This window comes from Bowmanella denitrificans (assembly GCF_002887595.1).
Classification (GTDB): domain Bacteria; phylum Pseudomonadota; class Gammaproteobacteria; order Enterobacterales; family Alteromonadaceae; genus Bowmanella; species Bowmanella denitrificans.
This window is the reverse complement of sequence record NZ_PEBU01000007.1, coordinates 155,792-177,183: the sequence shown is the minus strand read 5'-3', so window position 1 is coordinate 177,183 and position 21,392 is coordinate 155,792. Positions and strand designations below refer to the sequence as shown.

The 21,392-nt window shown below is 51.4% G+C and carries 19 protein-coding genes; 11 read left to right on the top strand and 8 right to left on the bottom strand.

Features of this window, described 5'->3' with window-relative positions; genetic code table 11:
* Position 1: 1 nt before the first annotated feature.
* The 3 genes from trpD to CSR04_RS14320 are packed head-to-tail and all read right to left on the bottom strand — an operon-like array spanning position 2 to position 3,196.
* Positions 2-1,009 carry an anthranilate phosphoribosyltransferase gene (trpD, locus tag CSR04_RS14330; protein WP_102796984.1) on the bottom strand — a complete coding sequence of 336 codons (1,008 nt, stop codon included), beginning with the start codon at positions 1,007-1,009 and terminating at the stop codon, positions 2-4.
* A 4-nt stretch (positions 1,010-1,013) separates the two neighbouring features.
* Positions 1,014-1,610 carry an aminodeoxychorismate/anthranilate synthase component II gene (locus tag CSR04_RS14325; RefSeq protein WP_102796983.1) on the bottom strand — a complete coding sequence of 199 codons (597 nt, stop codon included), beginning with the start codon at positions 1,608-1,610 and terminating at the stop codon, positions 1,014-1,016.
* Entirely contained in the window at positions 1,607-3,196 is a 1,590-nt protein-coding gene (locus tag CSR04_RS14320) for an anthranilate synthase component 1 (RefSeq protein WP_102796982.1), read from the bottom strand. Before CSR04_RS14320 ends, CSR04_RS14325 begins: the two co-directional genes overlap by 4 nt.
* Before the next feature lie 247 nt (positions 3,197-3,443).
* On the opposite strand from CSR04_RS14320, the gene CSR04_RS14315 reads away from it, so the two are divergent.
* From CSR04_RS14315 to CSR04_RS14280, 8 genes are all read left to right on the top strand, one after another.
* Entirely contained in the window at positions 3,444-4,286 is an 843-nt protein-coding gene (locus CSR04_RS14315) for a PHP domain-containing protein (protein ID WP_102796981.1), read from the top strand.
* An 88-nt stretch (positions 4,287-4,374) separates the two neighbouring features.
* Complete coding sequence (locus CSR04_RS14310; RefSeq protein WP_102796980.1) at positions 4,375-4,995, top strand: L-threonylcarbamoyladenylate synthase; 621 nt, start codon at positions 4,375-4,377, stop codon at positions 4,993-4,995.
* Positions 4,988-5,854, top strand: coding sequence for a segregation and condensation protein A (locus tag CSR04_RS14305; RefSeq protein ID WP_245921625.1), 867 nt, complete (start codon positions 4,988-4,990; stop codon positions 5,852-5,854). Before CSR04_RS14310 ends, CSR04_RS14305 begins: the two co-directional genes overlap by 8 nt.
* Complete coding sequence (gene scpB / locus CSR04_RS14300; protein ID WP_102796979.1) at positions 5,835-6,425, top strand: SMC-Scp complex subunit ScpB; 591 nt, start codon at positions 5,835-5,837, stop codon at positions 6,423-6,425. The genes CSR04_RS14305 and scpB overlap by 20 nt, the downstream gene beginning before the upstream one ends.
* Before the next feature lie 247 nt (positions 6,426-6,672).
* Positions 6,673-7,518 (top strand): 23S rRNA pseudouridine(2605) synthase RluB, encoded by an 846-nt coding sequence (rluB, locus tag CSR04_RS14295; RefSeq protein WP_102796978.1) that lies wholly within the window; start codon positions 6,673-6,675, stop codon positions 7,516-7,518.
* Positions 7,519-7,583: 65 nt separating this feature from the next.
* Positions 7,584-8,513 (top strand): DMT family transporter, encoded by a 930-nt coding sequence (locus CSR04_RS14290; RefSeq protein WP_102796977.1) that lies wholly within the window; start codon positions 7,584-7,586, stop codon positions 8,511-8,513.
* Positions 8,513-8,806, top strand: a complete 294-nt coding sequence (locus CSR04_RS14285; RefSeq protein WP_102796976.1) for a DUF6122 family protein — start codon at positions 8,513-8,515, stop codon at positions 8,804-8,806. Before CSR04_RS14290 ends, CSR04_RS14285 begins: the two co-directional genes overlap by 1 nt.
* A 17-nt stretch (positions 8,807-8,823) precedes the next feature.
* Positions 8,824-9,384: a VOC family protein gene (locus CSR04_RS14280; protein ID WP_245921623.1), complete on the top strand. Its 561-nt coding sequence runs from the start codon at positions 8,824-8,826 to the stop codon at positions 9,382-9,384.
* A 94-nt stretch (positions 9,385-9,478) separates the two neighbouring features.
* Here the strand turns inward: CSR04_RS14280 and astB are convergent, their stop codons facing one another.
* Entirely contained in the window at positions 9,479-10,816 is a 1,338-nt protein-coding gene (gene astB, locus CSR04_RS14275; RefSeq protein ID WP_102796974.1) for an N-succinylarginine dihydrolase, read from the bottom strand.
* 559 nt (positions 10,817-11,375) lie between these two features.
* On the opposite strand from astB, the gene topA reads away from it, so the two are divergent.
* Positions 11,376-14,009: a type I DNA topoisomerase gene (gene topA, locus CSR04_RS14265; protein ID WP_102797089.1), complete on the top strand. Its 2,634-nt coding sequence runs from the start codon at positions 11,376-11,378 to the stop codon at positions 14,007-14,009.
* A 288-nt stretch (positions 14,010-14,297) separates the two neighbouring features.
* On the top strand, positions 14,298-14,528 hold the full coding sequence (locus CSR04_RS14260) for a hypothetical protein (RefSeq protein ID WP_102796972.1): 231 nt from the start codon (positions 14,298-14,300) through the stop codon (positions 14,526-14,528).
* 44 nt (positions 14,529-14,572) lie between these two features.
* Here the strand turns inward: CSR04_RS14260 and CSR04_RS14255 are convergent, their stop codons facing one another.
* Genes CSR04_RS14255 through CSR04_RS14240 form a run of 4 tightly spaced genes read right to left on the bottom strand, consistent with a single transcriptional unit; the run spans position 14,573 to position 18,835 of the window.
* Positions 14,573-15,340 carry a 3-hydroxybutyrate dehydrogenase gene (locus CSR04_RS14255; RefSeq protein WP_102796971.1) on the bottom strand — a complete coding sequence of 256 codons (768 nt, stop codon included), beginning with the start codon at positions 15,338-15,340 and terminating at the stop codon, positions 14,573-14,575.
* Positions 15,340-16,341: an extracellular catalytic domain type 2 short-chain-length polyhydroxyalkanoate depolymerase gene (locus tag CSR04_RS14250; RefSeq protein ID WP_102796970.1), complete on the bottom strand. Its 1,002-nt coding sequence runs from the start codon at positions 16,339-16,341 to the stop codon at positions 15,340-15,342. Before CSR04_RS14250 ends, CSR04_RS14255 begins: the two co-directional genes overlap by 1 nt.
* Positions 16,338-17,489, bottom strand: a complete 1,152-nt coding sequence (locus tag CSR04_RS14245) for an E22 family MetX-like putative esterase (RefSeq protein WP_245921641.1) — start codon at positions 17,487-17,489, stop codon at positions 16,338-16,340. Before CSR04_RS14245 ends, CSR04_RS14250 begins: the two co-directional genes overlap by 4 nt.
* Positions 17,490-17,539: 50 nt before the next feature.
* Complete coding sequence (locus CSR04_RS14240) at positions 17,540-18,835, bottom strand: GntP family permease (protein ID WP_102796968.1); 1,296 nt, start codon at positions 18,833-18,835, stop codon at positions 17,540-17,542.
* A gap of 250 nt (positions 18,836-19,085) precedes the next feature.
* Here CSR04_RS14240 and CSR04_RS14235 point away from each other — a divergent pair, with 250 nt between their 5' ends.
* The gene (locus CSR04_RS14235; protein ID WP_102796967.1) at positions 19,086-21,344 is read left to right on the top strand and encodes a TonB-dependent receptor; all 2,259 of its coding nucleotides are present in this window, start codon (positions 19,086-19,088) and stop codon (positions 21,342-21,344) included.
* Positions 21,345-21,392: the final 48 nt, after the last annotated feature.

Genomic DNA, 21,392 nt, shown 5'->3' with positions numbered 1-21,392 from the left:
GTTACTCCTGGCTGATTGTTGCGCTGCGCTGAATCAGATCGAGCGCCTGGCGACCTTGCATCATATCCATGGCCATCTCTGCTCCCTGGGCAAAGCTATCCACTTTACCCATCAACATCAACAGCGCACCGGTATTGATAGCCACAGCCTGACAATGGGCGGGCTGCCCGTTGCCGCTCAGTAGCGCTTCAATCATGTTTTTATTTTCTTGTGGTTCACCGCCGGTAATGGCACTGATAGGCTGCTCGGGCAGGCCGAAATCGGCCGGAGTCAGCATTAATTCCTGGATCTCGCCATGTTCCAGCCTGGCAACCTGACTGGGTCCATGCAGGGCAAATTCATCCAGCCCGCTGCCATGCACCACCAGGGCCTTTTGATAACCCAGCAATTTTAAGGTTTCGGCAAAGGGGCGTACCAGCTCGGGCAGATACACACCAATTAGCATATGACTGGGCTTGGCCGGGTTGGCCAGCGGGCCAAGCAAATTGAACAGAGTGCGGGTTTTTAGCGCGGTTCTGACCGGCATGGCATGGCGAATGCCGGCATGATAGTTAGGTGCGAATAAAAAGCACAGACCCGATTCATCCAGGCAGCGACGCGCTGTATGCGCACTCATGGTCAGATTCAGACCAAACTCTCGAAACAGATCCGCTGAACCGGATTTACTCGACACACTGCGATTGCCGTGCTTGGCCACTTTAACACCACAGGCCGCTCCCACAATGGCACTGGAGGACGAGATGTTCAGGGTGTTAAAACCGTCGCCTCCGGTCCCTACAATATCGGCAAATGCATAGTCGGGACGGGGAAAATCCGCCGCATGACTGACCAGGGCTGACGCTGCTCCGGCTATTTCTGGTGGAGTTTCACCGCGCACTTTCAGCGCGGTCAGCACCGAAGACAAAACGATCGGGTCCATATTGCCCTGCATCACCTGGCTGAACAGGCCGAAGCTCTGTTCCTGGCTGAGTGGCTGCAATGCGTATAATTTTTCCAGCAGTTCCTGCATCTTGTTATCCTTTTGCTTGGCACAGATAGTCAATGCTCTGGGTCAGCAATTGGCTACCTTGCGAGGTGAGAATGGACTCAGGGTGAAACTGAAAACCCAGCATATTATCTTGTGCCTGATACACCGCCATAGGCACTTGGTTGTAGCTGGCCAGGACATCCAATCCATCTGCCAGTTGGGTGGCCATCAGTGAATGGTAACGGGCCACAGGTAACGGGTGGGGCAGATTGGCAAACATTTTGTCCCGGCAATGCTCGATGGCTGAGGATTTACCATGCATTACTTCTGCGGCCCGGCCCACCTTGCCACCATAATGTTCAACAATGGCCTGGTGACCCAGGCAGATGCCCAATACCGGAAAGCGCCCTTGTACCCGTTTTAGTAGCGCCGGCATACAGCCTGCCTCGGCCGGCGTTCCCGGGCCAGGCGATAACATCAGCAGCGCATCGCCAGCACAGGCCAGCATCTGCTCATACACAAAGTCGGCCTGCAAATGGTTGCGATAGACGGTCAGTTCAAAGCCTAGGCAACGCATTTCATCCACCAGGTTGTAGGTAAAGGAATCAAAGTTATCGAGCAAAAATACATGAGGCTTGTTCATGCCAGCTTCTCCTGATGGGCGTCCACAATCGCACGCAATACCGCCTGGGCTTTACTGCGGGTTTCATTTGCTTCACTTACAGGGTCTGAGTCGTACACCACTCCGGCACCAGCCTGCACATAGGCGGTGCCACCCCTGACAAAGGCAGAGCGAATGACAATACAAGTGTCCATATCGCCCTGACTGTTAACATACCCCACCGCGCCGCCATAACTGCCGCGCCGCTGCTTTTCAACCCTGCGGATCAGCCTGGCGGCCGACACTTTAGGCGCGCCCACTAAGGTACCCATATTCATACAGGCCTGATAGGCATGCAGGGCATCCAAATCGGGGCGTAACTGGCCTACCACCCGGGAAACCAGGTGCATCACCTGGGAGTAGCGGTCTACTTTCAGCAAGTCTTTAACAAAGCGGCTGCCGGGCACTGATACCCGGGCGATGTCGTTACGGGCCAGGTCGACCAGCATCAGGTGCTCGGCCTTCTCTTTTTCGTCTTCACGCAAGTTCAGCTCAATGCGGCTGTCCAGATCCCTATTAATCGTACCGTTGGGGTTAAAGCCCCTGGGACGGGTGCCTGCAATGGGGTAGACCTCGACCTGTTTGCTTTGGCTGCAATACTTCAGCGCTGATTCAGGGGAAGCACCAAAAATACAAAATGCCTCATCCTGCAGGAAGAACATATAAGGGCTGGGGTTTTGTTGTTTAAGCTTGGCGTAGGCAAGATGCGGGTCAGGGCAGGGCAGACTGAATGTTCTTGAGGGCACAACCTGAAAGATATCGCCAGCCAGAATATGTTCCTTCAGTGCCAGCACATCCTGTTGGTAGGCTTCATCACTCTTGTCTACCGCCAACTGCTCGCGGCTGACCCTGGGCACGGCCTGCTGCTGATACTGCTGGCCTTGTTGCAACTGCTGATGAAGGTGTTCCAGACGCTGGCTGACAGCAAAATAGTTTTGCGCCACGTTTTGACCAGAGAATACACTGCCAATGATCTCAGTGTTTTGCGTTTGATGGTCAATCAGGATCAGGGTTTCAGCCAGGTAGAACACAAAATCCGGACAGCTATTGGCCCCTTCAGGCACCTCTGGCAGATTTTCAAAACCGCCCAGCAAATCGTAGGCAAACGCGCCGCCTAAAAATACCGCATGAGGGTGCTGACGCAGCGGTTGTACCCGATTAAGCAGGGTACGTAAGCTGTCAAATACCGATTTGGCTTTCAGGCGGCTGTCTTCATCCAAGTGCTCATCGGCGGCTGCGAAAACCAGGGTCAGAACATTGTCACTGGATTGTTGCACCTTAGTGGCCTGACTGTGGCTGACCAGCAGCGGCAATAAGGCCTTGCCGTTATCGGTGAGGGCTTCGATAGTGACCGATTGCCCGTTACAGGTTAGTTTTAATGCGGCGTCTACCAGTAGCAGGCTTTTCAAATCGTCCTTACTGTCGATTTCAGCGGATTCCAGCAATAGGCTGTTAGCCTTGTTGTGGCACAGAATCTGATAAAGATTCAGTGGATCAGCCTGATATCGGCTCTGAACAATCAGGGTCTCGACTTTCCCTGGCTGGTCACTTAGTTGCGCTAAACTCATGTTGCCATTCCAATAGTATAAAAACAAAAAAGGCCCGCAGATGCGGGCCTTCAGAATGCTTTTCCAAGCACAAACGCACACAGCCCGCTAGTTCGGGTTGTGCCACCACCAAATGATGTTGATTGCGTTAATGTTCATGGAATCTTTGCCTGAATTAAGTACGCTGTGCGTACCAAATTGTTATAATCTCGATGCTTTATAGAAGAAAACAAAATAGATGTCCTGTCAATAGCTAATGCGGGAAAAGATGAAAATAGATTTGCACAGCCACACACACCATTCGGACGGTGCCTTGTCACCCAAAGAACTGGTGGACCGGGCGCACAATATGCAACTGGATGCGCTGGCCATTACCGACCATGATACGGTGGCGGCCATTGATGAAGCTCGCAGTTATCAGCAAAGTCAGAAACGGCCGTTGTGGATTATTGCCGGCGTAGAGATATCCACCCGTTGGCACGGCTTTGATATTCATGTGCTCGGCCTCAATCTGAATCACCAGGATACAGGCTTACTTGCCCGTCTTGCCGCACAAAGTCAGGCCAGGGAACAGCGGGCACAGGAAATGTCAGCTAAGTTGGCAAAAGCCGGTATTGAGGGCATTTATGCTGACGCAAAAGCCTTGGCTGGAGTGGGACAACTGACCCGCTCTCATTTTGCCAGGGCACTGGTTAAGCGTGGCGCGGTAAAAGACCATGAAGAGGCCTTTAAAAAATACTTAGGCAAAGATAAGCGGGCTTTTGTTAAACCGCAGTGGCCGGAAATTCCCGAGGCCATCAGTTGGATACGTCAAGCGGGCGGCAAGGCGGTGTTGGCTCACCCGGCCCGCTACGATCTGTCGGCCAAATGGCTGCGCCGGTTGCTGGTGTTTTTTGCTGAGTCCGGTGGCCAGGGGATGGAAGTAACCCATCCGCAGCTGGCCCCGGATTTAAAACGACAACTGGCCAGCTATGCTATGGAATACGGCCTTGAAGCCTCGGCAGGCTCGGATTTTCATTTCCCTGGCCGCTGGACGGAGCTGGGCCGTAATCTGCAATTTGACTCACAACTCACGCCGGTTTGGGACGACTGGCAATGTCCTGCGGCTTGAGCAAGTGGCTGTTTAAATGCGAAAAACCATTTGCCATGCCAGGCACTTATGCCACCATTAGGGAATAAAGTCCTTACTGAGCTGGTAAATGAGTCAGTTTTTCTATGTCCATCCGGATAACCCCCAACAGCGTCTGATGAAACAGGCTGCAGATATGGTTAAAAACGGCGCGGTGGTGGTGTATCCCACCGACTCTGGCTATGCCATAGGTTGTCACCTGGATGATAAGCAAGCCCTGGAGCGTATTATCCGCATTCGGGAGTTGGGTAAAGAGCATAATTTTACCCTGATGTGCCGGGATATGTCGGAGCTGTCAGTGTATGCCAGGGTCGACAATCAGGCATTCCGCCAGATTAAAAACAATACGCCGGGTGCCTATACTTTTATCCTAAAAGCCACCAAAGAAGTACCTAAGCGCCTGCATCATCCCAAACGTAAAACCATCGGTATTCGGGTGCCGGACAATCGCATTGCCCTTGCGCTCTTAGAAGAGCTGGGCGAACCCCTGATGTCCACGTCGTTGATTCTGCCAGGTAATCAGCTCGCAGAGTCCGATCCGGAAACGATCCGCGATATGCTGGAAAAACAGGTGGATTTGATCATCAATGGCGGCCATCTTGGCGAACATCCCACCACGGTCCTGGATCTTTCCGAAGGGGAATGCATTGTGATCCGTGAAGGTGAAGGGGACGTGTCAGCCTTTGTCTGAAGCTCTTGATAATCAGGCCGAGCCAATAGGAAAAACGCCGGTGCAGCAGCCGCTGCCACTGGCGTTTGTGCATGGCGAGGCGATGATTGAGCGCCCGGAAGATTTGTATATTCCCCCTGATGCGCTGGAAGTCATTCTGGAGAGCTTTGAAGGCCCGCTGGATTTATTGCTGTATCTGATCCGCAAGCAAAAATTTGATATTGCCAGTCTGCCCATATTGCAGATCACCCGCCAGTATATGGAATACGTGGATCTCATGACCGATCTCAAGCTGGAACTGGCCGGTGAATACTTGTTAATGGCGGCGATACTGGCCGAGATTAAATCCAGGGTGTTGCTGCCTAAACGCGAAGATGCAGCAGATGACGAACAAGACCCGCGTGCCGAGCTGATCCGCCGTTTACGCGAATATGAAGCCATCAAGCAGGCGGCTCAGGAACTGGATGGGTTACCCAGGCAGGAGCGGGATTTTTATCTGGCTGAGGCCAGGCCCAGTGATAACTGTCAGCCCATTCGAATTCTGCCTACGGTGACCTTGCAAGAACTGGTACTGAGCTTTCAGGATGTACTTAAGCGTGCCGCCGCCTTTGAACATCATCAGATTCAACGCGAGGCGTTGTCAACCCGTGAACGGATGAGTGCGATTCTGGCCAGGCTGGATGGTGAGCAGCAGTTTGTGCCCTTTCAGGCACTGTTTAGGCTGGAAGAAGGCCGTGCTGGCGTGGTGGTTACCTTTTTGGCGGTGCTGGAACTGGTTAAAGAGTCACTGATCGAATTGGTTCAGGCCGCTCCTTATGCACAGATTCATGTAAAAGGCAGGCCAATGCAGGAGGATGCCTATGGCGCGGATATCGGATGAGCAGTTAAAACAACTGGTGGAAGCGGCCATTTTTGTGGCCGACGAGCCACTGAGTCTCCAGCGCTTGCAGGAAACCGTACTGCTGGATATTAAGGTCAGCCAAAAGCGCCTCAAAGCCATTTTGGATGAACTGCAACTGGATTATCGTCCGCGCGGGGTACAACTGGTAAAAGTCGCCAGTGGCTACCGTTTTCAATCCATGGATAGTCTGGCCCCCTGGTTGTCTAAACTCTGGCAGGAGCAGGCGCCGCGCTATTCAAGGGCCTTGTTGGAGACCCTGGCGTTGATTGCTTATCGTCAGCCCATTACCCGCGGTGAGATTGAAGATGTGCGCGGGGTATCGGTCAGTACCCATATCGTTAAAACCTTGACCGAACGCGGCTGGATTAAAACCGTCGGCCACAAAGAAGTGCCGGGCAGGCCTGCCTTATATGCCACCACCAAAGCCTTTTTGGACTACTTTTCTCTGGGCGGGCTGGATGAATTGCCATCCGAGATAGATTTTGCCGCCCTGGCGCAACTGCCCATCGATGAGCTACCTTCGCCTGATGAGAGTGAGCAGCATGCATAAACAGCCAATACCATTATGTATAGAGATTTTTACCGCAGAGACGCCGAGAACCCAGAGGGAACAGGGTTCAATCTAATGAAATATCTGCGTTCTCAGCGTCTCTACGATGAATAATACAGTAGGTCTTTGCCATCGGGCGATATCAGGCTATAGCAAGTTTAACGCTGGTGCCAGAAACGGGACGCGAGTAGAATAGCGGCCTTTTTCAGACTAATGTTGAAACAGGCATAATAAGGGCAAAACGCACGTGAGCGAAAAACTGCAAAAGGTACTGGCCAACGCCGGTATCGGTTCCCGTCGGGAGATGGAAAAGTGGATCACTGAAGGACGGATTTCCGTCAACGGCCAACTGGCTACCCTGGGACAAAGGGTGAGTGCAGAGGACAAGGTTCGGGTGGACGGTAAGCTGGTGGATATCCAGACCGAAAAACCCATCTGTCGGGTGTTGATGTATAACAAGCCGGAAGGTGAGCTTTGCAGTCGTAGTGACCCTCAGGGGCGTGCTACCGTATTTGACCGTCTGCCAAGAATAAAACAGGGTCGCTGGATTGCCGTTGGCCGTCTGGATATCAACACCAGTGGCTTGTTGTTGTTTACCAATGACGGTGAACTGGCCAACCGGTTGATGCATCCCAGTCACGAAGTAGAACGCGAATACGCGGTAAGGGTGTTTGGCGAAGTGACCGACGATATTATCCGGCGCCTGAAAAACGGCATCAAGCTGGAAGATGGCGATGCCAAGTTTACCAGTATTCGTCGTCATCAGGGCGATGAGGAAAGCATGAACCAGTGGTTCAACGTAACCTTAAGTGAAGGACGCAACCGCGAAGTGCGGCGCATGTGGGAGTCTCAGGACGTTAAGGTCAGCCGCCTGATCAGGGTGCGCTATGGTGATATTGAGCTGGCCAAGCGTTTACCTCAGGGTGCCTGGGTGGAGCTGCAACTGAAAGATGTTAATGCGCTTCGTAAGCTGGCGAAGTTGCCCGCCGAAAAAGAGAGCCTGCTGGCGGTGGATGATAAAAAACGCCTGGATCATGTGCGGATTTCCCGCATGCGCCGCGCGGTACGCAAGCACCAGATTAATAAAAAATAATAAGCCACGGGCTTTATCCTTGAGGCCGCGCTTCAGCGGCCTGTCTAATCCCTGTTGGAGCTGTGATGCAAACAGTTGTTGTCAGACATTGGTATGGGTTTGGATTGTCCTTGCTGACCGCCGTGCTGTGGGGAATGCTGCCGGTGGCGTTAAAGCTGTGCCTGGAAGTGATGGATGCCATCAGTATTACCTGGTATCGCTTCAGTGCCGCCGCCCTGGTGGTCGGGCTGATGTTGTATAAAAGCAAAGCTTTGCCACCGCTGCGGGCCATCAGTCGCAGCAATAATCTGCTGATTGCGGCAGCAGCCATCGGCCTGATTGCCAACTATGTGTTGTATTTACAGGGCTTGGATTATCTGAACCCGGAAACCGCTCAGGTTGTGATCCAACTTGCACCATTTTTACTGATGGTGGGGGGGATCCTGCTATACAAAGAGCGCTTTAACCGTCTGGAAACCCTGGGTGCGTTGATTTTGCTATCCGGCTTGATGCTGTTTTTTAATGATCGTCTGCCGGTGCTGTTCAGTTCGCTTGGCCAGTATACTCTGGGGGTGATTCTGGTGGTGATTGCTGCTATCACCTGGGCCTGGTATGCCCTGTCGCAAAAAGTGCTGCTTAAAGCGGTCACAGCCAAACAACTGACCCTGATTTTATACTGTGCAGGCAGCCTGGTATTACTGCCTTTCGCTGATTTAAGCTCAGTAATGCAGCTGAACAGCTTGCAGGTCTTTGCATTACTGTTTTGCTGTGCCAATACCGTGGTGGCCTACGGGGCGTTTACCGAAGCATTGAATATCTGGCATGCCTCTAAGGTCAGTGCTGTTATTGCCCTGGCACCGCTATTTACCTTTACCAGCATGGAAATGGCGGTATGGGTATGGCCGGCGCATTTTTCCGCCAGTGATCTGGATAAATGGGCTTATATCGGCGCTGGTATGGTGATGCTTGGCTCGATGCTGGCCGCAGCCGGAAAAGCCAAGGCACAGCAAGCCTGATGCTGCATATTCTGCTGCATTTTGCCATTCCATTGGCGCTGGCATTGAGTCTGGCCGGTAAGGCCTGGCAACGTGCCTTTATATTGATGGCGTTGACGATGCTGGTGGACCTGGATCATCTGCTGGCCACGCCCATTTATGACCCGGATCGTTGCAGTATCGGCTTCCATCCCTTACATCAATGGCCCTGGTTTATTCTTTATGCGGCATTGCTGTGGTTGCCCAAGACTCGCTGGATTGGCGTTGGTCTGGCGGTGCATATGTTGCTGGATTGGCAGGACTGCTATTTCTAAAAAATCACTGTCTCATTATGTCGAAATGGTCGCTCTTCATTCGTTTAACAGATGACAAAGTTTACAAGCTGTTATCAACAGGAGAAAACATTATGACCATGACGGCCAGAAATACAGTATGCCTTTGGTATAACCACAATGCCGAGGAAGCAGCCCGATTTTATGCTGACACCTTTCCTGATTCATCGGTTGTCGCCGTGCATTACGCTCCAGGGGATTATCCATCAGGTCAGAAAGGGGAGGTCCTGACCGTAGAGTTCACCGTGCTGGGTATTCCCTGTTTAGGGTTAAATGGCGGTCCGGGAATGATTCACAACGAATCTTTTTCCTTCCAAATAGCTACCCAAGATCAGGCAGAAACGGACCGCTACTGGCAGGCGATTATCAGCAATGGTGGGCAGGAGAGTATGTGTGGCTGGTGTAAAGACAAGTGGGGAATTTCCTGGCAGATCACCCCTGTGGCGCTGACCAAGGCTTACACCAGTCCAGACCGCAAGGCCGCCAAGCGAGCGTTCGATGCCATGATGACCATGAAGAAAATTGATATTGCTACTATTGAGGCGGCTTTTCGCGGCTAACTAAGAAGCAGAAAAATTAATCGGTAATTGAGTGTTCGAATAACCGACGATGCAGTAAAACAAGGGGGCGTTTGGTGCCCCCTGGTCTATCTAACTAGCGCTGGAAGGGGTAAACCGAGCCCAGTTTCATAATTTGGGTGAGTTCGTCGAGCGCACTTCGGGATTCTGTCAATAGTTGCGGGTCACGCAAATCATCGAAGGTCAGCTCGTCCCGGTAATGCTTGTCTACCCATTGGTTGAGGCGGCTAAACAGGCTGTCATTCATCAGCGTATTGGGGTTAACTGCATCTACTTCCTGGTCAGTCAGGGCAACACGTAACCTTAAACAGGCCGGACCGCCGCCGTTACGCATGCTTTGTTTCACATCGAAGAAGTGCACTTGCTTAATTGGTGTGCCGAGGGTCAGCAACTTATCCAGATATCTGGATACCGCAGGGTTCTCCTGACACTCTGTCGGTGCGATGATAGCCATTTCATCATTTGGCAGGCTGATTATCTGTGTATTGAACAGGTAAGTTTTTACAGCATCTTCAACACTGACATCCTGAGTGTCTACCTGAATAAAATGCAGTTTCTCGTCACCATACTTGCGCTGAATCTCGTCAAGGGCCGACTGGGTATTGAAAAAGGCCTGCTCGTGATAAAACAGCACGTTGCGGTTGCCCACGGCAATCACATCATTGTGGAATACACCCTGGTCAATCACATGCGGATTTTGTTGCACATACACCACGCCTTCATCACTCAGGCCGTGCAGTCTGGCAATGGCCTGACAGGCCTCTAATGTCTGACGGGCCGGAAACCGTTTAGGGGCAGGTTTGCTGGCATCAAAGGCATAACGGCCAAATACAAACATTTCCACCCCCGCATGGCCATAATCGCTGCATAAACGCGTATGGTTAGCGGCACCTTCATCACCAAAATGTTCATTGTCCGGCAGGTGACTATGATGTTGAAAATAACGCTCATCCGCGAAAGTTGCCTTAAGAATGCGCCCTGTGACTTCGGGTTCTAGCGAGCGGTGGAACTTATTGGTTAAATTGGCCGGGGTGAAATGTACGCGGCCATCAGCAGTATCGGCACTGGGTGATACCGTTGCGGCATTGGCGGTCCACATGCTGGAGGCCGAACAACAGGCCAGGAAGATGGCCGGAGCCTGCTTAGCCGCTTTTTCCAATACCTGCGCGTCGGTACCAGTAAAACCCAACCTGCGCAGGGTCAGAATGTCAGGACGCTCCTGTGGCGCCAGAACACCTTGTTGCATGCCCATGTCGGCCAGCGCTTTCATTTTTTTCAGGCCTTGTTTGGCGGCTTGTTTGGGGCTGCTGTTGGACTTGGCATTGTTCAATGAGGCCACGTTACCGAAGGACAGGCCAGCGTAATTATGTGTAGGACCCACCAGTCCATCGAAGTTTACTTCAAACTGTTTCATGGTCTTTTCGATTCCAAAAGAGGGTTATGTTTTCCTGCTTTGATTTCGCTTCGGCAGAATGCTGGCAGGAGACCGGGGCCACTATACGGCTTTCTCCGGTGACTGCCAAATCAGCCAGGGCGCCAGTCTGCCGCGGCTGCCTTAAGAGTTGCATAAAGCCACTGTCATCGCGCATAACTAACATTGCATCTTCTGACTATTCAATAGTTTAGACCTTAGATGACGAATAACTCTGCAGAGTAAAAAAATTTAAAAATAATTCTGAAACCTGGTTATTTTGGGCAGAAATCAACAGGTGATTGGCAATTTCCTGTAACCAGCACTTGCGTTATGGTCCCGGGTTAACGAGAATCGCCCCCATTGATAAAACATGCCTGACGAATGCTAGCCCCTTGAATAACACTCAGTTGGCTACATAGTGACAAACGTGCGGAAAGGAACTAAATCTTGTTTTCCGCCAATATTGTGGATATATGTAAAAAACATTCCGCGTTGCGCAGGCGCACCCATTGCTTCCTTTGGATAGGAAGCCAGCATGAAAATAAAGAGCAAAGGTTATATGGCAAAGTCCCTGGTAATAGTCGAGTCCCCTGCAAAAGCCAAAACAATCAATAAGTACCTGGGTAATGATTTTATTGTTAAGTCCAGCGTCGGGCATATTCGAGATCTGCCCACCAAGGCGTTGGGTAAGGTGCCGGCTAAGAAATCCAGCAAAGAACTGAAGGCCATGTCCGATTCCAAGCGTGAGGCTTACTTGCGCCATCACGAGTACCTGAAGCTGGTGGACAGAATGGGAGTGGATCCGGAAAGTGACTGGGAAGCTCATTATGAGACGCTGGCGGGTAAGGAAAAAGTGGTCAGCGAATTGAAGAAGCTGGCAAAAAATGCCGACACTATCTATCTGGCAACAGACTTGGACAGAGAAGGAGAGGCCATCGCCTGGCATTTACGTGAGCTGATTGGCGAAAAAGACAAAACCTTTAAACGGGTGGTGTTTAACGAAATCACCAAAAATGCCATTAAAGATGCGTTTTCACATCCTGGTGAAGTGAATATGGACAGGGTTAATGCCCAGCAGGCTCGTCGTTTCCTCGACCGCGTGGTGGGTTTTATGGTATCGCCGCTGCTGTGGAAGAAAATTGCCCGGGGCTTGTCGGCGGGTCGCGTGCAATCGGTGGCCGTGCGTTTGGTGGTGGAACGCGAACGCGAAATTAAAGCCTTTGTGCCGGAAGAATACTGGGACGTGCATGCTGATTTGCACAGCACCGCTAAGCAGGCGCTGCGTATGCAAGTGGTTAAACAGGCTGGCAATGCCTTTAAACCGGTTAATAAAGCACAAACCGAAGCAGCGATTGGACTGCTGGAGAAAGCCCGCTACGAGGTCATCAGTCGCGAGTCCAAGCCGACGCAAAGCCGTCCGTCAGCCCCATTTATTACCTCGACGCTGCAGCAGGCCGCCAGCACGCGCCTGGGCTTTGGCGTGAAAAAGACCATGATGATGGCGCAGCGGCTGTATGAAGCTGGCCATATCACCTACATGCGTACCGACTCCACCAACCTAAGTGGTGAAGCGGTCAATGCCTGTCGGGATTATATAGAAGATAACTTTGGCAAGGCCTACTTACCCGATTCCGCCCTTCGTTATGGCAGCAAGGAAGGTGCCCAGGAAGCCCACGAAGCTATTCGTCCTTCCAATGTGCAGGTCAAGTCAGATTCCCTGTCAGATATGGAGCGTGATGCGCAGCGTTTGTACGAGCTGATTTGGCGCCAGTTTGTCGCCTGTCAGATGACACCGGCTAAATACGATGCCACCACCATTCGGGTACAGGCAGGCGAATTTGAACTTAATGCCAAAGGTCGGGTATTGAAATTTGACGGTTGGACACGCGTACAACCCCAGGTCAGGGGCAAGGGCGATGACGACCTGACTTTGCCAGATGTTAAAGAAGGCGAAGTTCTGGCATTGGATAAACTTGACCCAAGACAGCATTTTACCAAGCCACCAGCGCGCTTTAGCGAAGCTTCCCTGGTTAAAGAACTGGAGAAGCGTGGGATTGGCCGACCTTCCACCTACGCTAGCATTATTTCTACTATTCAGGATCGTGGCTATGTGCGTCAGGACAACAAGCGTTTCTATGCTGAGAAAATGGGGGAAATTGTTAATGACAGGCTACTGGAAAACTTCCAGGACCTGATCAGCTATGACTTCACTGCCAATATGGAACAGCATCTGGATGAAATTGCCGAAGGCAAGCTGTTCTGGAAACAAGTTCTGAATGAATTCTATGGGGATTTTTATCAGAAGCTGCTTCAAGCTGAAAAGCCCAGCGAAGAAGGCGGAATGCGCGCCAACGAAGCGGTACTGACCGATATTGCCTGTGCTAAATGTGGCCGGCCAATGACTATTCGTACCGCCAGCACAGGTGTGTTTCTTGGCTGTTCCGGCTATGCTTTGCCGCCCAAAGAACGCTGCACCCATACCATGAACCTGACCTCTGGTGATGAAGTGGTCAAGGTGGACGACGATGAAGAACTGGAAACCGAAGCGTTACGGGCCAAACGTCGTTGTGATCTGTGCGGTACCGCCATGGACAGCTATCTGATTGATGAAAGCCGCAAGCTGCATGTTTGTGGCAATACCCCATTATGTAAGGGCTTTGCCGTAGAGCAGGGTACTTTCAAGGTGAAAGGCTATGATGGCCCGCTGATTGAATGTGACCGCTGCGGTGCCAATATGGAACTGAAGAATGGCCGGTTCGGTAAATACTTCGGTTGTACCAACGAGGCCTGCAAAAATACCCGTAAACTGCTGCGTAATGGCGAAGTGGCACCGCCGAAAGAAGACCCAGTGGATTTACCGGAGCTGCCCTGTACTAAGTCGGATGCCCATTTTGTGCTACGTGACGGTGCGTCAGGAATTTTCCTGGCCGCGCATAATTTCCCTAAATCCCGCGAAACCCGGGCACCCTTGGTGGAAGAGTTGGCCAGATTCCGGGACAGACTGCCGGAGAAGTTTTTCTATCTGGCTGATGCACCTAAGCAAGATCCGGATGGCAATAAGGCGCTGGTGCGTTTTTCACGTAAAACCAAGCAGCAGTATGTGATGACAGAGACATCTGATGGCAAAGCCACCGGTTGGAGTGCCTGGTATAAAAATGGCATGTGGTCTGCTGAAGATAAGCGCAAGAAGTAATGTAAGTATAAACTGGTCAGCTGGCAGGCCCTTTACCGCCAGCTGACTATTGGTTTTTGTCGCTGTTTTCCCCTGATACCTTTATTCTCCCTTTAATTGTATCCGCCCCGTCTGTAAGTTGTTCAGTTATCACGCAATTGTGGTTTATCTGTGTATTTTTTATATAAGTCAAAATGATTGATGTATTAACTGAAGGTGGTTAGTATAATTTTTAGCCCAAAGAGGCTAAGTAACAGGCAAGAAACTGAACTTCCTGTTAATGTTTTACAATCGTTTTAGGGAACAAAAATGAAATTTAAATACTTTGGTAAATCATCTGTCATTGCTGCCTTAGTCATTTTCTCAGCAAGCTCTGGTGCAAAAGCAGCGGAAGGGTATTTTTGGTCAGGTTCTGCGTGGAACGAACTTGATGCCCAGTATAAAGCTATTCAAGCAGCCCCCCGTCCTTTGCAAAACGGGGTGTATTGTTGGCAGATGTTCACTAGTACATGGTATTGTGCTGGCACTTTTGCAGAATAAAAGTCTAAGCGAACCAGGACAGCGTTTTGCTGTACCTGGTTTAACTACCTGGCCGTCCAGCCGCCATCCAAAACCAGTGTTTGACCACAGATATTGCGCGCTGCATCAGACAGCAGAAATTCAGCGCAGCCAGCTAATTCACCAATGCCAATAAAGGCCTTTTTGGGCATGGGTTCAAGCATGATTTTATTTACCACATCGGCTTCGCTCATTTGGTTTTCCCTGGCCTGGGCAGCAATCTGTTGCTCCACCAGCGGCGTTTTGACATAAGAAGGGCAGAGGGTGTTAATGGTAATGTTCTGCTCCCCCAATTCCAGCGCCATGGTTTTGGCAAAACCAAGCAAGCCATGTTTGGCTGCCACATAAGCGGATTTAAAAGGCGAGGCCACCAAGGAGTGAATTGAGCCGACATTGATAATCCGGCCAAAGTTTTGCTCCCGCATGGCAGGCAGAAAGGCCTGGGTGAGTAGTGCCGGGCCCACTAGCATCACGTTGATCAACTGCTGCCATTTGGCGGCAGGAAAATCTTCCAGGCGCGATACATGCTGAATGCCGGCATTGTTGATAAGTACATCCACTTTTAACGGCGCAAGACGTGCCGTCAGCGCCGCAATCTGCCCGGCATCTGCTACATCCAGGGCAATGGCGCGGGCGCTGATACCTTGCTCTGCAAGCTGTTGACAGGCATGCTCAGCGGCCTGCAACTGTATATCGGCAATAATGAGCTGGTGCCCCATGGCACCCAAATGCTGGGCAATGCCCAGCCCTATGCCACTGGCTCCACCGGTAATAAAGATATTTCGTTGTTGCATTATTGTTCTCCGGCCAGTTGCTTCACCATCTGGGCGACGGCCTGAATTTGTTGGCCTGCTTTGGTGGCGTATTTGTCATCGGTGTAGCCCCACCAATCCCAGCAAGCTTGCGGATTTAATGGCATTAAGGTGGATTTTCTGGTTTGCGGGTAAAGCACAACAGTATGATGGGTGTCGGCCCATTGATTGATACCGGTGAGTCTGGCGTAGTCATTCCCCACCGCCTCAACGTTCTGATTACAGCCATGAAAACTGATATGCAGTTGGCATATTGCCCCTGCTGCACAACTTGATGGTACGTACAGGAAAGCTTGGTCTGCCAGACCTGAAGCTGCTTCACCACCTAACTGCTGCTGATTGATGGCCAGTAACTGACCCGGCTTTGCATCACCGCCCTCTCTGGTTTGTGCAGCGATGTAATTCAGCATCTCTGCTGCGGCGTTATAGCCACAATTACCAATAAAAGGCGATTCAGATTTGTCGCAGGCCGTGCCCTGTGCCTGGGTGGGGAAATGATGGGCAAAGGCTTTGTCCTGAACAATCTGCATATTTTGTTCACCTACCCAGTCCTGGTACTGTTTAGCCAATGCATCTGCAACGGGTTGGATGATTTTTTCGTCCAGCGTACCGCGTAGCAACCAGACTTTGTCACCTTCAAGCCCTTGCGCATCATCCACCAAGTTGTCGGCCCGCCAGCCATTCAGCGTTTTTTCGATCTCGGCCAGTGGAATATCGCCATCCTGTTTATTAACGCATTGGCCTAGAGCGGTGAGTATGCTGTTTCTTGCACAATAATAGGGCCCCGCCGCAATGATGCCGACGCCAGATACCCAGTTGCTGTGGGCGATATGAAACTGATTAGCCATATAGCCACCGCTGGAAAGCCCGGACAGCGTTAGTTGTGTGGTATCCAGGTTCAGCTTGGGCATGTCGGCCACTGCGTGGGTGCTGGCTAACAGCAACGTGGCCAGGCCCAGCGAATTAAGTAGGGTTTTGTTCATAATGCTTCCTGAGTTAAAAAGGCCTGAATGTCTTCAGCGGCCTGGCTGATATTGGTGACACCGTCCAGATGCCCCATTGGTCCGACAATCAATCCTAGGTTTGATGTCTTGCCCGCCTTAAGTAAGGCCTGATGCGCCTGTTTGGCAAGATAGGGCATCAGCAGCAGATCGTGGCTGGCAGGAATAAACAGGGTCTTTGCTTTTACCTGCTGCATGGCCTGGGCAAGAGGCTTATCCTGTCCGGCCAGAAACAACTGACTGGCGCGGATCAGATACAACATGTGGTTGGCATCGGTGACGGTGGCACGTGTGGCAGCCATATCCCGCAGCCAGTTCACCACCTGATGGGACTGACGGATATCGTTAAGCGGTGCTGCTTCTAATGGGTTGTGATCAGGGTTACTTTGATTGAAAAAATCAGGGTAGAGCGCCTGCTGGGTCAGCAGCATCAGCGCGGCAGTCAGTCCGGCCATGGGTGGTTCACCGGCGTAGTAATTGCCCTGTTGCCAGTTGGGATCGAGTTTAATCGGTTGTGCCCAATGCTCCAGAGCGGCAACTGTCCATGCATCTGACTGACCAGCGCCTATCACCGAGATCATTCTTGGTACCCAGTCTGGGTAGGCGGTTGCCCATTCCAGTGCTTGCATGGAGCCCATGGATGCCCCGGCTACGGCATACAGGGATTGAATTCCCAATGATTCCAGTAAGGCTTTTTGCACATTGACAAAATCCCTGATGGTGACTACCGGAAAGTCCAGTCCCCAGGGTTTTCCGGTGTCTGGATTTATGCTGGCAGGCCCGGTGGTAATCACCTTGGGATCATGCACATTGAAGTTCACCAGAGTATCTACACTTAAGACAAAAAATCGATGGGTATCGATAGCTTTGCCCGGCCCTATGATGGCGTCCCAGTAACCAACGGCTTCATCGGATGGCGCATATTTACCGGCGGCATGCGAACTGCCCGAGAAGAAATGGGTAATCAAAATGACATTAGATTTGTCGGCGTTAAGCTCTCCATAGCTTTCCCAGCCAACTTGCAGCTGTTTAATGGTTTTACCGCCAAAGGTGGTAAATTCCGGTATTTCAAATCGTTGCTTGTGGGTTATCAGGTCAGATGCCTGAACCTGCGGTATGATTAAAAACATCAGGGCTATCCAGTATTTTCCTTGGGGCAGTATGTTTTTCATGATGCGTCCTACAGCCAGTTAAATAGGGCCACAGCCATCGCCAGACCTATTAGTGGCACCACCACCGTAAGGGCACCTACCGCCCAGTAAGCGCGCTGATGGGTTTCATTACAAATGGCGCGGATGGTGGTAACGACATAACCGTTATGGGGCAGGGAGTCGAGTGCACCGGACGAAATCGACACAATGCGATGTAATTGTTCCGGGTTAACACCCTGATCAAGATAGTGCGGTGCTATCAGCGGCAGCGCGATGGCCTGTCCGCCGGAGGCCGAACCGGTCAGGCCAGCCACTACACTCACCGCCACGGCAGCACCGAACAGCTCATTACCTGGCAGACTGGTCATCACCTCAACCGCCGATTGAAATGCCTGGGTGGACTTGGCAATAGTGCCGAACCCCACGACGGCTGCGGTGTTGCCTATGGCCACCAATGCACCGGTTGTTCCCACACTGATGGCGGCGCCAAGATTATGAAAATGTTTGAAATTTATCGCCATCAGGCTTAACACGCCGCCACCAAGGGCCACAATCAGCGCCATCTGCTGCAGGCTTTCATGCAGGGTAAAAGACAGAACCAATACAACAACTAGCGGCACGACGCCTGTTAATGGATGGGGATAATCACGCTCAGCAATTTCAGGATCGCCCGCATGGCTTTCAAAATGTTCCCCGCGGCTGACGGCCTTGGCAATCATATGTTTTAGCCAGTAAAAGCCCATGGTGGCCATAAACAGGGCAACTATCAGACTGACTTCCCAGGCCGCAAAAGGGGAGGTACCCAGATATTTGATTGGGATCCAGTTTTGAATTTCCGGTGAACCTGCCGAGGTCATGGTGAAGGTCACAGAACCAAAGGCCAAAGCGGCGGGAATAAAACGCCGCGGTAAGTTAGCATCTTTAAACAGACTCAGTGCCATAGGGTAGACAGAAAAGGCCACCACAAAGACACTGACACCGCCATAGGTCAGAATGGCACAGGCCAGCACCACCGCGACCACCGCATGTTGCTTGCCCAATTTGTTGATTATCCAGCGTGCGACGGCATCGGCTGCGCCGGTATCTTCCATAAACTTGCCGAACAATGAACCCAGCAGGAACATAAAAAACCAGGCAGCAATAAAACCAGAAAAGCCATTCATATAGGTAACCACAAAATTACCCTCGCCGATAAACACCGGCAGGCCGCTGGTCAGCGCCACAATAAGGGCGCATAAGGGGGCGGCAATAAACAAATTCATCCCGCGAATGGTCAGGATAATCAGCAGCACTAAGCCGCCCACCAGACCTGTCAAACTCAACATAAGCTGTCCTTTAATGTACTCCGGGCCTTAGCCCGGTTTGTTAACGCTGGAGTGCGCCGGTTGACGCCAGACTCCTGTGACCTTTGTTAAGCAAATACAGGACCTCTGCATTGTGAGCCAGCAGAGCGGATGCGCCCATAGTACTATGGTACAGAATACCTTTTGGTCACTTTGTTCTAGAGTACCCATGACCTTGTTAACAAATGCAACAAAAAATAAACAACTCTGTATTGCTCAAGCACGAGAAGGTATGAATATGAAACGCCCGAATAAAACAGCCTGTACCCTGGCAGTGGCTGCTGCACTAGCCAATTTACCCACTTATGCGCAGGAACCGGACAAGGCGGCTAAAGGACTGGAACGCATTGAGGTAACGGCCCGTAAAACCGTTGAGAGTCTGCAGGAAGTGCCTGTTGCGGTCACCTCTATTGGTGCCACGGAGTTGGCGGAAAAAGGTATTTCAGTGCTGACTGAAGTGCAGCAGTTTTCTCCTAACACCACATTGCAAACCAGCCGCGGCACGAACTCAACCCTAACAGCCTTTATTCGTGGGGTGGGGCAGCAAGACCCTTTATGGGGGTACGAACCAGGTGTTGGCATTTATGTGGACGATGTGTATATGGCCCGTCCACAAGGCGCGGTACTGGACTTGTTAGATGTACAACGAATAGAGGTACTGCGGGGACCGCAAGGTACGCTGTATGGTAAAAACACCGTGGGCGGTGCGGTTAAGTATGTGACCAAAGAAATGTCCGGTGGTGCTGAATTCAATGCGCAGGCGACATTGGGCAGCTATAGCCAGCGAGACATCAAACTGACGGGCCAGATACCCCTGGTAGAAGACAAACTGTTTCTGGGTTTTGGCTATGGCAACCTGAATCGGGATGGTTATGGCAATTTTTTGGTGGCACCGAATGGCCAAGACCAGGAAAACTACAACAAAGACATCAAGGCAGCCCGGTTGACATTAGAGTTTCATCCTGCTGATAACTGGTTTATGCGTTTGAATTGGGACAAAACCACCGACGATTCCAACGCCAAAGGCGGTTATCGTTTGGTACCCAGCCTGTTGACCGACGCCCCCATTCCAGACAGCAAATATGATTCTTACACCAGCTTGCCGACCTGGAACAAGGTTGAACTGGAAGGCCTCAGCTTGACGGTAAACTGGGATGTCAGTGATGCGTTATCGGTTAAATACATCGGAGCCTCAAGAAAGAGTGACTCACCGACCAACATCGACTTTGACAATACTGGTATCAACCTATTTGATGTGCCAGCGGTGTATGATGATGAGAATACCAGTCACGAGTTGCAGGCAAATTATCAGGGAGAGAGCTTTACCCTGGTGAGTGGCTTGTATGCCTATGATAGTGAATCCTGTGGCTTGTTTGATGCGATTCTTGGCGGGTTAGGTGTCACCCTGGAAACATCGGGTTGCAATAACAGCGAAGCATATGCCGCTTACGTGCAAAGCAGTATTGATATGACCGACAAGCTGTCGTTGACACTGGGCGCCCGTTATACCCGTGAAGAGAAGCAAGCCACTGTGTTTTATGGCTTCCTACCCGGTGCCGCCTACCCTTACAGTGGTTGGGTCGATGGCTATACCAGAGCCGATGGTACTGGGGTACCCATGAGTCTGGGTGTGGATACCGATGGTGACGGCGTGTTAGATGCACCGAAAAAGGCCAGTTGGAATCGGTTTACCCCGCGCGTGGGGCTGGAATACCAACTGGACCGTGACACCATGTTTTACGCCAGCTACGCGCAGGGTTTTAAGTCCGGTACCTTTAACCCCAGAGCCAGCACCAACGAACGAGCCGCTGACCCGGAAATTGCCGATTCTATTGAGTTGGGTATGAAGAAAGACTGGAATCAGCAGTGGCGAACCAACATTACTCTGTTTTGGTTGGATCACAAAGACCGACAATACATAGTGGTGGAAGCAGACCCTAATGACCCTACCATATTGGGGCAGAACCTGGGCAATGCGGCAAAATCCAAAGTCCAGGGCCTGGAAGCAGAAGTCACCTATGTTGCCACTGATAATCTGACGTTTGACCTGGCGCTTGGTTATCTGGATGCCGACCTTGAACAGGATGAAAGCATAGGAACACCATTGGTTGGGCTGTCAAATACACCAGATTATACCCTTGCCTTGTCAGCTAAATACGTTATGGATACAGACTTTGGACCGGTTATGTTTAACGGTGGTTATTACTACCGCGATGAGTATATCCTGTTTGAAGACAATGCCATCCTCAAACAGGACGGGTACGGTATGGTTAACCTCAGTGTCAGTTGGGAAAGCCTGGAAGGCAATTGGTATGCAGGCTTGCATGCTAAAAATCTGACCGATGAGGAATACATGGTGGGTGGCTATTCTTTTGTTGGCGGCATAAATCCGGATGGTAGCTACTTACCCGGTTTTGGTGGCGATACCACATTGGCAGCATACTACGGTGATCCCAGAACGGTCAGCCTGACCGTTGGTTACCGATTCTAAACAGGCGCAGGATATCAGGGGCGGGGAACCGCCCCTTCTTGATCTGAC